The sequence below is a fragment of the Chryseobacterium potabilaquae genome (assembly GCF_902728265.1).
GTDB lineage: Bacteria > Bacteroidota > Bacteroidia > Flavobacteriales > Weeksellaceae > Chryseobacterium > Chryseobacterium potabilaquae.
In genome coordinates this window covers 24,398-36,754 of record NZ_CACVBR010000015.1, presented here as the reverse complement: position 1 = coordinate 36,754, position 12,357 = coordinate 24,398, and the positions used below count along the sequence as shown (strand labels likewise).

The window sequence follows — 12,357 nt, the reverse complement described above, 5'->3', positions numbered from 1 at the left end:
AACAAACTTTAACCTCATGAAATTTTTACAATTCATTAATATTTAAGATATTTGCGCATTGTTATTAAAAATAAAGAATGAAAAAAATCTTTGTAGTATCATTTATATCGGTTGGCTATTTCCTAAACGCACAGAGTTTAAGTAACTCTCCTTATGCAACTTATGGAATTGGGGATCAAAAATTTGATAATACGATTGAGACATCCTCAATGGGTGGTATATCTACCGCTTTTATAAGTGACTTTACCAGCAGCTTTAATTTTGCTAATCCCGCAAACAATGCAAACTTTGAACTTACTAGTATAAGACTGGAAGCCACCAATGAAAATAATTATTTCAAAACCAACTATAAAGATACTAAGTCGACAAAACATTCTACCTATCTATCGAATATAGCATTAGCATTTCCTATTTCTTCTAAAATAAAAATGGGACTTGCTTATCAACCTTATAGCTCAAAAAGCTATGATGTTATTAACACAGAAACAGCATCTGATGGAACTATTATTAGATCCAATAGATTCAAAGGAAGTGGAACCTTAAATATAGCACAGATTGCCGTATCTTATAAAGTAACGGATCAATTTTCATTGGGATTAAAAGGAAATTATTATTTTGGAAATCTATTCGATACCAACGAATTAGCACTTCCCAATGCTGAGTTAATCAATGGATATGAAACAAAAAATAGTATCAAGAACTTTAATTTCACATTAGGAACCAGCTATCAAAAACTAAATTCACGTACAGATAGAAAACTCACAATAGGTGCTACAGCAACTTTTGGTAATACCAGTAATATGGTTACAGAATATACAAATAGTACCTACTTTTACTCTGATTTAGCAGGAACTGTAAAAAGCTATGAAAGTATTATTGACCAAAAGAGTACAAGCTCTAAAAACCTGCTACCATTACAAGCCTCATTAGGGGTAGGATATGGAGAAGAGAATAAATGGTTTTTATCTGGTCAAATCGATTATAAAAAAGGAGAAAGCATCACCTATTTTGGTAATAAACTCGATCTACAAGATTCATATAGAATCTCTGCAGGAGGCTGGTATTTACCTAATTATAACAACTTTAGAAACTATTTTTCAAGAGTTGTATATAGATATGGTGCATTCTACGAAAAAGGAAGTCTACAAATTGGAGGAACAAACATCAACAAAATGGGAATTTCTGCAGGGGTAATGCTTCCATTCAAAAATAGCAGTATTACAAGAATGAGCGGGTTAGAAATTGGTATCGAAGCAGGAAAAAGAGGAACTCTTAAGAATAATCTGATCAACCAAAATTTTATAAACCTAAAAGTTGGATTTAACTTTGCCGATAAATGGTTTAGAAAATCTTTATATAACTAAAAATGATCTTGTTCAAAAACATACCATTAAAAAAAAATATAGCATACCTTTTTAGTTGTGCTATATTTTTTATGTTTACAGCCTGTGAAGAAGATCTTACAAAAGCAGGAAAGAACCAAAGTAAAAATTTTCCTTCACAAATTATCAATAATGCTAATATTATTCAAAGAGACTCAGGATTTGTTACCCTAAGAGCCAAAGCTCGTATCATTGAAAAATACGAATTAATAGATAGTCCTTACATTGTAGCTAGAAAAGGAATTAATATAGAATTCTTTGATAAGAAAAAACCTAAAATTCCCGGAAAACTAAGTGCAAAATATGCCCGAATTTTTGAATATAAGAAATTCTATGAGGCAAAAGGTGATGTAAGAATTACCACCAATGAAGGCCAAAGATTTGCTATGCAAAGTATTTATTGGGATCAGAAAAAAAAGCGTATATATACACGAGATACAGTGTATGTAACAATGGAAGATGGCTCCACTCTTATTGGAGCGAACGGAATGACCGCTAAGGATGATTTTTCCGAATATACTTTTTATAAAAATACAGGAGATTTTAGTACTGCAAAAATTTCTCAGTCTAAACAATAAAAAATATGACCATACATGCTATCGGACTTATGTCTGGAACAAGCTTAGACGGATTGGATATCTGTTTAGCAAAGTTCCAGAGAAAAGACCAATGGAGTTTTCAAATCATAAAAGCTGAAACCATTTCCTATCCTAAAGAGTGGGAAGATAAGCTCAAAAATGCTATATATGCTAATACAGAACAGTTATTAGAATTAAACTCAGAATATGGTTTTTATTTAGGAAAATTAGTAGATAATTTTATTCATCAATATGATATAAAAGATATCAGTCTTATTTCCTCTCATGGCCACACTATCTTCCATCAACCTCACAAAAAATTCACCCTACAAATTGGAGACGGAAGAGCCATCAAAATTGCAACCAATCTGCCCACCATTTATGATTTCCGTACTCAGGATGTTTTAATGGGAGGAAATGGTGCTCCACTGGTTCCAATAGGTGATGAACTCCTTTTTTCAGAATACGATGCATGTCTTAATCTAGGGGGCTTTTCTAATATTTCTCTAAAAGTAAATAATGAACGTATCGCTTTTGATATTGTTCCTGTCAATATTGTTTTAAATAAATTAGCACAAAAGTTCAATAAAGACTTTGATAAAAATGGAGATCTGGCAAAGGAAGGTAAAATAAATAATGAATTATTACACACCCTCAATTCATTAGATTTCTATAACAAAAGTCATCCGAAATCATTAGGAGTTGAATGGTGCCATAAAAACATATTTCCTTTATTTAATAGCTTTGCAACGCTTGATATACTAGCAACTTTTACAGAACATATTGCCCAACAGATTTCAAATGTTATCAATCAATATACATTAAAAAACATTCTTTTTACAGGAGGAGGAACCTATAATCAATATCTTATTGAAAAAATAAAGAGTAAAACAACAGGAGAAATTGTCATCCCCGAAAGTCAGATTATAGACTATAAAGAAGCCTTGATATTTGCTTTTATGGGTATTTTACGTTTTAATCAAGAGATCAACGTCCTAGCATCTGCGACGGGCAGTGCACGAGACCACAGTTCTGGAATTATAGCATAAAAAAAACCTTCAATATTGAAGGTTTTATTTGTAAGCTTCTATCTTATCTGTCAATGTATTGATGAAGTTTTGTAAAGGCTTTTCTACCATCATTTTGATAAAAGGATTAAACTTACCTTCAAAAAGCATCTGCACTTCCGTTTGATTTTCATTAATTGGATTCAATGTTGCTGTTAGAGAAAAATCTAAACTAGAACTTGCTGACTTTAAAATAGCTTTTTGATCATTTACTTCATCTATTTTTAAAGCGATCTCTGGCATTCCTTGCAATCCAAATTTAAACCCATTGTCTCTTATTTCAAATTTTTGGAGACCATCCGGCATAAAATCTTTATAATTTTCAGGAGATTTCAATAACTCGGTTAGTTCTTTGGATGATTTATTGACAATAATCTTTCGTCCTTCTAAATTCATTTTTTATTTTTGTATTTAAATTCTTAATTCTTACAAATGTATAAAGTTTTTGTGAACGAAAAAAAATTATTACTATCTAAGCAGCCTGAAAAACTAGAAAAACAGCTTAGCTATGAAAATTTCACAACTTTAGAAATGGCCATAGACCTTCTAGAAAATACATCTGTGAAGGAATTAAATGTATTTGGCGAAAATATTGATGAAATATGGACAGAATTTCAAAAGCTTTTCAAAATTATAGAAGCAGCTGGCGGTATCGTCAATAATGAAAATAAAGATATTCTTTTCATCAAAAGGCTAGGTAAATGGGATCTTCCTAAAGGAAAAATGGAAAAGAATGAATCTCGTGAAGAGTCCGCTATTAGAGAAATAGAAGAGGAAACAGGGCTTAAAAATGTTGAATTACTTACATTTATTAATACCACCTATCACATTTATGTGGAAAGGAATGGAGAAAAGATATTAAAATGCACTTATTGGTTTGAGATGAATTTCAATGGAAAAGACACCTCTAAACCACAAATAGAAGAAGGCATTACTGAAGTAGCTTGGAAAAATAAACATCAAATTGAAAATGAAGTTTTCCCAAGCACCTTCAAAAATATTAAACTCATTATAAATGATTTTTGGAATACAAAAAACTAGATAAAATCTATTAATTTTTCCAAAGAAACACCCCTTGAAGCCTTAAGTAGGATATTTTCAGATTGAATTTTATTCAGTTTTAAATATTCTATTAATTCGCCTGTGTTTTCAAAAGCCCCTTTCAATAGGTTAACTTTTTTGAAATGTTGACCTACCGTAATTATTTCATTAAATCCCAGATCTTGGGCCATTTTTAAAATATTTTGGTGCTCCTTCATACTCTCCTCCCCTAGCTCCAGCATATCTCCAATTATGATCGTCTTGCTTCCGTTAAAAGTAATAAAATTTTTCAAGGAAGCCGCCATTGAGCTAGGATTAGCATTATATGTATCCAAAACGAGTATTTTGTCTTCTTTTTGAACAATTTGTGAACGCATATTAGTCGGAGTATACTCTTCAATCGCCTGTTTTATTTTTTCAAAATCAATATTGAAGTATAGTCCCAGACTCACTGCAGCACAAAGATTGGTGAAATTATATTCTCCTGTAAGTTTTGATAAAACGTTAGTATTGTCATATAATATCCCTACAAAATGTTCTTTTGTGAAAGGTATAAATTGATAATCCGAAGATTCCTTACCAAAGGAAATAACAGGTGAATAATCTTGAATTTTCTCTACCTGAATCGCATCGTTCTCGTTGACAAGAATAGTTTTATGGTGCTGTTTTAAATAATCATACAATTCAGATTTTCCTTTAATAACTCCTTCAAAGCCTCCAAAACCTTCTAAATGCGCTTTTCCAAAATTGGTAATATATCCAATATCTGGTTGAGAAATAGTACACAGAAATTCAATTTCCTTTTGATGATTGGCTCCCATTTCAATAACTGCCATCTCATGCTCCTTCTTAATCGATAATATAGTTAAAGGAACTCCAATATGGTTATTGAGGTTTCCCAAAGTGTATTGTACATTGAATTTTTTTGAAAGGACAACATGGATAAGTTCTTTTGTCGTCGTCTTTCCATTACTTCCTGTGAGTCCAATTATAGGAATATTGATTTGTTTTCTATGATAAATAGCGAGCTCCTGGAGAAAAGTTAATGTAGACTGAACGTAGAATATATTCTTATCATTATTTTCAAAAATTTGCTGTTCCACTATCACAGCCAAAGCCCCCTCATTAATGGCTTTTTCAGCTAATGTAGCCGCATTAAAATTATCGCCAGAAAAAGCAAAAAAGATATCATTTTTTTCTATTTTTCGACTATCAATAGTTACCTTATTTGATTGTAAAAATAATGGATAAAATTGTTCTATATTCATAATTCAAAAATAAAAAACCTTCCAAAATTTTGGAAGGTTTTTTATAAATATTTTTGAGAAATATTATCTTCTTGTTCTATTTTTATCGTTTGCTCTAGCATCTTGCGCCACACGGAACCCAATCCATCCAGCAGCTTTTCCTTGACCTTTATATCTTCTTTGTCCCGGATCTAACCAATAAGCCGTATCTTGCCAAGAACCTCCTTTAACAACTCTAATTTCATTAGTAATTGAAGATGTTCTTTCTTTAGAGTCTTTTTGTAAAACTACTCTACCTCCTGCATCTACGATAAACCGAGTTTGTGGAGAGTTATACATATTGTAAGCCGCTGCAGAGTCTGAACCTCTATAGCTATCCAATGAAGATTGTCTATCTCCATCTCTATAGTTTCTATAATCTGCTATAGTCTCTCTTTCAAATTGACCAGGTAAGTTCTTGTATACCAATCTTCCATCAGCCAAAGTATCATACTTAATGTTACTATCATCAATCATTTTATAGGTACCATCTCCATTTTTCACAATAGCCTGAGGCATATTCCCTCTATAATAATTGAAATCACTAAAGTCTTCATCAATGATAGGTCTGTACACATCTGCTGTCCATTCTGCAACATTTCCATACATTCCATAGATTCCTAAATCGTTAGATGGATAGTCTCTTACATCTGAAGTTCTTGCAGAACCATCATTCTTCCAACCTGGAAGCCCGGAATAATCTCCTCTTCCCATTTTGAAGTTTTCAAGGAACATTCCTTTATCTCTTCCTTTAGTACCTCTTAATCTTTCAATTTCAGGCTTTTTACCTAAATATTGGTTATACTCTCTATTTTTCGCCATTCCTAAAGCCGCATATTCCCATTCTACTTCAGTAGGAAGTCGAAATTTCTGAACCATAGCAGCATTAGGCGCTCTGTTTGCAGCAAGAAGTCTTTGATTGGTTGTTTTCATACCAATTTTTTGCTGCATTCTTTTTTCGTTAATATATCCTTGTATCTCCGGATCGTTAGATTTGAATTTATCCATATTGAAGGCTGTACCTCCTTGATTATTTGATTCATTCATATATAGATCCTTTGCGATAACTCCTGATTGCATCAAAGCCTTTTCATTAGCTCTGTCAGTTAACCATTCGCAATATCTATTAGCTTGTGTCCATGAAACCCCAACTACAGGATAGTAGTCAAATTCAGGAGACCGGAAATACGTTTCATTATAATCGTTTCTAGATAGCTTGTTATCCCATAATAAGGTATCTGGTAATGCACCGTTATAGATTTCTCTAAAACTAGGATCACTTGGAGGAAATACATATTTCAACCATGTCAGGTATTCACGGTATTCATAATTAGTAATCTCAGTTTCACCGATAAAGAAAGAACTTACCTGCATTCTGCGAGGAGAGTTATTCCAATCGTGCATTACATCATCTTTCACTAATCCCATTGTAAAAGTCCCACCTTCTACATATACCATCCCCGGCCAACCTTTCTGCTTTTGTTGCTTTCCTGCAAAAAACCAACCTTGTTTTTCGTTTGGTTTCCAACCTGTCTTACTGACAAATTTTTTAGTACCACCTCCTTTTCTGGTACCTGACCCTCCACAGCTGGTTAATGCAAGTGTAGAACTTAATGCTATTAATGAAAACAACTTTAGTTTTTTCATAGTCGATATAAATATTTTCAAAGTACAAAGAAAAATAAATTATTCAATAAATCAAATAAAGATTTGATTTTTTTTGAAAAACGGTAACAAATTAATTTTATTGTATCACAATTTAATTATAAATTTTCATTTATTTTGTAATTCAGAAATTTCAATATTAAATATGAAACGAAAAATAACGCTTCTATTTCTAACAATCTTCGTATCAACCATTTGGGCACAACGTATCACCGTTGAGTGGAATGGATCCAAAATTCAGGACTTTGGCAGTACCAAATTAAATCTTCCTAATTTCAAAAATGAAGGATTTTCCTACGGTCAAAATAACATTTTTATCACAGTCCAACAAAAAATTGGAGAAAAGCAATTAAAAATATCCAATCCTGTATGGGAAAGTATTTCCAACAAAGACCTTTTTGAACTGGATAATGGTCTGCTACAAGAAAATGATGTAACCAACGTTACTTACTATTACATTAACGGTGAAAGATATGCAAGCATTATGGTATCTTTATTTAAAAATGTAAAAGGTAAAGCCCAACGTCTTTCCTCATTTGAAATTTCCGAAACATCAGTTTCTAATAATAGTGCTCGAATGGCCGCTAAAGTAGGTACAACTAATAATCCTTTATCAAGTGGTACTTTCTATAAAATCAAAGTTGATAAATCCGGTATTTTTAAAATAACAACACAGTTTTTAAAGGATAATGGAATCAATCCATCATCTGTAAATCCAAAAAATTTCAGAATTTATGGAAATGGAGGCCTGATGCTTTCTGAAAATAATCAAGATGCAAAATATAGTGCCTTACAGGAAAATTCCATCCAAGTTATAGGTGAAGATGATGGAGTATGGAATGATAATGATTATGCTTTATTTTATGCTCAAGGACCCAATGGATATAATTTATATGACCTTTCCAATGGAAATGGATTCAAAAGAATTGAAACTCGTGGAGATAATAGTAATAATTTGAAAAATATCTATGATGATTATTCCTACTATTTTATAAATTTTGATAAAGGAGCGGGAAAAAGAGTACAACCCATGAATGTAGATTTACCATCTACCCCATTAATCACCCGATATGATGATTACCAAGTCATCAACAATGATCAAAAAAACTTAATGAAGACGGGAAGAATATGGGTAGAAGATAGCCCCTTTACTACCGAGAAAACAGTTACCTTCAATACGAGGTCTCCCATTCAAGGAACAGATATCATAAAATACAGAACACAAGCTATAGGCTATACTTCACAACAGAATACGCTAAGTTTTACGATTAACAATCAGAATCTGTCCACTATACCTATTCCGGCTAATGGTCAAAATATTATTTATGATTTTTATCCCGCCAAATATTTTGGCAACATATCCAATTTAAGTGGCAATCAAATTACATTTAAATACAATCCTAATATTTCATTGAATCCTAATGGATCTTTTTATCTAGATTATGTAGAAGTACAATATAAAGAGAATCTTTCTTTCAATGGATCTCAAATGAATTTCAGAGATTTTTCTCTAGTAAGTGGTAGTAATACCAACTATGGATTCAGTATTTCAAATGCTTCCAATATGGAACAAGTATGGGATGTAACTGATATCACCAATGCCACTGGAAGAGTAAATAAAGCCACTGGAAATGCGACTTTCAATTTTGGATATTTTGCGGCAGATCAAAATTTTAATAATGAATTTGTTGCCTTCAGAAATGATGCAGCATTTTCACCACAATTTGTGGGTAGAATTAATAATCAAGATTTATCTGGTTTACAAAACGTAAATTATTTAATTATTACTGTTCCTGAAATGATGGGACAAGCACAAAGAATAGCCAATTATCATCAAACCAAAAACAATTATAATGTACAAATTGTTGACACTGAAAAAATTTACAATGAATTTGGAAGTGGTAGTAAAGATCTTACAGCTATAAGAGATTTTGTCACTAAGCTCAATACACCTCTTGGTAGTCTTAAATATGTATTCATATTAGGAGATGCATCTTACGATTACAAAAATAGGATTTCCAATAATTCTAATGTTGTTTCAAGCTATGAGAGTGAAAATTCTGCTGACTTTATAAATTCTTATGTCACAGACGACTATATCGTTATGACAAAGCTACAAACCTCTCAAAGTATTCTTGGTAACCTTCCTGATTTACCTGTAGGTAGGATTCCCGCAGCCAATGTTTCCGAAGCAATGAATATGATGGATAAAGTATTGGCATACTATAATAGTTTACCTGGTCAATCCACTCCTTTTGGTGAATGGCGTATGAAGCTTGATTTCGTTGTAGATGACGATCATGATGAAAATACATTCAGTACACCTGTTCCTTTCCATACCACTATGAACAATTCTTTAGTTAATGTTTTTGAATCAGGGACGCAACTTAAAGAATACAATGTAAGAAAGTTATACCTTGATGCTTTCCAGGCACAAAGTACAGCTGGTGGACAAAGGTATCCCCAAGTAAATCAAGCTATTTCAAATGATATTGGTAATAGTTTGTATCTTTTCTATTTTGGACATGGAGGAATCAATGGATGGGCACAAGAAAGAGTGTTAACAATAGATGAAATTCAAAATTCAAATAATTTCTCGAATGTATATAGCAGATTTCCTTTTGTATCTACTATTACATGTGAATTCACCTTATGGGATGAACCGAGTACCTTTTCAGCCGGTGAACAATTCATCAAACTGAAACAAGGAGGAGTCGCAACCATGATCACTTCTAGCCGCGCGGTCGGAATTGGATATGGTATTGATTTTACCAATCTGTATACCCAAGAAATATTCAAGTTAGTAGGTGATGATTTTGAAACACTGGGGAATGCTCATTTAAATGCAAAAAAACTGAAAGGAGCCAACACCAACCATATGAAGGTTAACTTTCTGGGTGATCCGGCAATGAAAATGAGTAGACCTCAAAGGTTATTGGTCATTGATAATATAGAGACTCCTGTACCAGGATTAATTAGAGGATTGGATTTTATTAAAGTAACCGGACATATTAATAATCCTAATGGAACGGTCAATACTAGTTTTAATGGAAGAGTTGTTATTAATATTTTTGATAAAAGATTAAACAAAAAAACGTTAAATAATGACGGAGATCTCACAGTACTTAATTATACGGAAGAAGGCAGTGCTATTGTAAAAGCTTCAGGAACTGCTGTAAACGGAGTTTTCACAGTAGAATTCTATGTCCCTAAAGATATCAATTATGCGGTAGGACAAGGTAGAATTTTAGGATATGCAGACAACAAATCTATGGATGTATTCAATAATCAGGCAGTACAAGTTGGAGATATCAATCCAAATGGTCTTAATGATAATGAACCTCCAAAAGTAAAACTCTATATGAACAATACTAATTTTGCAGATGGAGGTATTACCAACCAGAGTCCTATTTTACTTGCTTGTATAACGGATGATACAGGTATTAATTCTACAGGATCCGGTATTGGTCATGATATTACCACTTATTTGGACGGTCAGATTATCAACACAATTGTTCTAAATGATTTTTATTCTTCTGGAGAAGGAAATGGATGTCTAAACCCTTCATTAGCAGATTATCAAAAAGGAAACGTAACCTATCCTTTCAGAAATTTAGCAATCGGGCAACATCAACTTTCATTTAAAGTTTGGGATATAAACAATAATTCTACAACTGCTACGTTAAATTTTGAGGTTAAGGATGAAGCAGACCAACATCTGATCATTAACAGACCATTAAATTGGCCTAATCCTTTTACCAACAAAACGTATGTTCAATTTGAACATAATTGTGATGATATACTTGATGTAAATGTTCAGATATATACCATAACAGGAAAATTAGTAAAAACAATATCTCAAGCAGTTATTGCTGAGCCCTTTCTCCAAGGTTTCCGAACGCCTCGTCAGGCTATAGAATGGGATGGAAAAGATGATTTTGGCTCAACGGTTGCAAAAGGTACATATATTTTTAAGATATTTGCAAAAAGTCAAAATCAAGAAAAATGCAAAGGTAGCGCCACTGCAGTAGAAAAAATGGTGCTTTTAAAATAGTTTTAAAATAAAAAGTCAATAGTATTAATAAAAAACTGACAATATATAAAAGACAACATATGAAATTAACTACTAAACTGCTTTTTGGAATTGGGTTGGGGGCTAGCTTTCTGGGATATTCCCAAGATCTAAGCCTCGTAAGGCCTGTATTAACCGGGGCTCCTTTTTTAAGAATTGCGCCAGACGCAAGAGCCGGAGGTATGGGAGACCAAGGAGTTGTTACTTCTCCGGATGCATTTTCTCAATTCTGGAATGCTGCAAAATATCCTTTCAGCAAAACAAGCTCTTCATTAGGGGTTAACTATACACCTTATATGGGTAAGCTTACCAATGACGTATTTTTATTATATGGAGCGTTCCATAAATTCTTAGGACAGGAAGAAAGATCCACCATCTCTGCGAGTATTTATTATTTCAATATGGGAGAAGTAGACCTTACCCAATTAGTAGGTAATGAAGTAACTTCAATGGGAACATCAAAACCAAACGAATTCTCCATTGATGTTGCCTACGGACTTAAACTTTCAGATTCATATTCCATGGCAGTTACAGGTAGATTTATCCGTTCTGATTTAGCCGGTGGATTTAATACAGATACTACTCTTAAAGCAGCAAACTCTTTTGCGGTAGACGTTTCAGGATACTATACTTCTCCAAGATTCTCTAGTTTTGGAGGATATGATGGTAAAGTTAATGCTGGTTTTGCGATCCAAAATCTTGGTCCTAAACTAGACTATACAGGAAATGAAGAATCACGATCTTATCTTCCTACAATGGCAAGATTAGGTGTTGGTTACGATATGTATCTTGATGATATGAACAGAGTTGGGATAAGTGTTGAAGGTTCTAAACTATTAGTTCCCGGATCCGAACTTGTAGGTACAGATCCTAATACAAGAAATCCGATTTATGCTGTCCCTAATGTAGGGGTAATGTCCGGAATAGGAAAGTCATTCAAAAACCCTAACAGTATCATGTATAGTGGGGCAGTAGAATATTCATATGACAATGCTTTCTCTGTAAGAGGTGGATATTTCCATGAAAGTGAAGTGCAGGGAGCAAGACAATTTGCGACTGCCGGTGTTGGTTTAAAATACCGTTCTTTTGGACTTGATATCTCTTATTTGATTAATATGTCAAAAATTAATACTGCGTTGGATAATACCTTACGTTTTGGCTTGACATGGAACATCGGTGAAGATACTTCTAATGTTGATTACTAAAAGTAAATACAAAATAAGTTTATAAAAGTCTCATTTTTATGAGGCTTTTTTTGTTGCCAAT

The 12,357-nt window shown here is 32.9% G+C and carries 9 protein-coding genes; 6 read left to right on the top strand and 3 right to left on the bottom strand.

The window, feature by feature from the left end; all coding sequences use genetic code 11:
• The first annotated feature begins 77 nt into the window (after window positions 1-77).
• From CHRY9293_RS09715 to CHRY9293_RS09705, 3 genes are read left to right on the top strand one after another with little or no spacing between them, the layout of a single operon-like run.
• On the top strand, window positions 78-1,364 hold the full coding sequence (locus tag CHRY9293_RS09715; protein WP_162032792.1) for a hypothetical protein: 1,287 nt from the start codon (window positions 78-80) through the stop codon (window positions 1,362-1,364).
• Between the two features lie 2 nt (window positions 1,365-1,366).
• Entirely contained in the window at window positions 1,367-1,960 is a 594-nt protein-coding gene (gene lptC, locus CHRY9293_RS09710) for an LPS export ABC transporter periplasmic protein LptC (protein ID WP_162032791.1), read from the top strand.
• A 5-nt stretch (window positions 1,961-1,965) separates the two neighbouring features.
• Window positions 1,966-3,009, top strand: a complete 1,044-nt coding sequence (locus CHRY9293_RS09705; RefSeq protein ID WP_162032790.1) for an anhydro-N-acetylmuramic acid kinase — start codon at window positions 1,966-1,968, stop codon at window positions 3,007-3,009.
• Window positions 3,010-3,033: 24 nt separating this feature from the next.
• On the opposite strand, the gene CHRY9293_RS09700 is transcribed toward CHRY9293_RS09705, so the two are convergent.
• On the bottom strand, window positions 3,034-3,423 hold the full coding sequence (locus tag CHRY9293_RS09700; RefSeq protein WP_122546670.1) for an SRPBCC family protein: 390 nt from the start codon (window positions 3,421-3,423) through the stop codon (window positions 3,034-3,036).
• 36 nt (window positions 3,424-3,459) lie between these two features.
• On the opposite strand from CHRY9293_RS09700, the gene CHRY9293_RS09695 reads away from it, so the two are divergent.
• Window positions 3,460-4,068, top strand: a complete 609-nt coding sequence (locus CHRY9293_RS09695) for an NUDIX hydrolase (RefSeq protein WP_122546669.1) — start codon at window positions 3,460-3,462, stop codon at window positions 4,066-4,068.
• Here the strand turns inward: CHRY9293_RS09695 and CHRY9293_RS09690 are convergent.
• Window positions 4,065-5,336: a UDP-N-acetylmuramoyl-tripeptide--D-alanyl-D-alanine ligase gene (locus CHRY9293_RS09690; protein ID WP_162032789.1), complete on the bottom strand. Its 1,272-nt coding sequence runs from the start codon at window positions 5,334-5,336 to the stop codon at window positions 4,065-4,067. The two genes, CHRY9293_RS09695 and CHRY9293_RS09690, sit on opposite strands and share 4 nt — an antisense overlap.
• 63 nt (window positions 5,337-5,399) lie before the next feature.
• Complete coding sequence (gene gldJ / locus CHRY9293_RS09685) at window positions 5,400-7,001, bottom strand: gliding motility lipoprotein GldJ (RefSeq protein ID WP_122636016.1); 1,602 nt, start codon at window positions 6,999-7,001, stop codon at window positions 5,400-5,402.
• 163 nt (window positions 7,002-7,164) lie between these two features.
• Here gldJ and porU point away from each other — a divergent pair, with 163 nt between their 5' ends.
• Window positions 7,165-11,073: a type IX secretion system sortase PorU gene (gene porU / locus CHRY9293_RS09680; RefSeq protein WP_162032788.1), complete on the top strand. Its 3,909-nt coding sequence runs from the start codon at window positions 7,165-7,167 to the stop codon at window positions 11,071-11,073.
• Window positions 11,074-11,132: 59 nt separating this feature from the next.
• Window positions 11,133-12,296, top strand: coding sequence for a type IX secretion system outer membrane channel protein PorV (gene porV, locus CHRY9293_RS09675; protein ID WP_162032787.1), 1,164 nt, complete (start codon window positions 11,133-11,135; stop codon window positions 12,294-12,296).
• Window positions 12,297-12,357 lie beyond the last annotated feature (61 nt).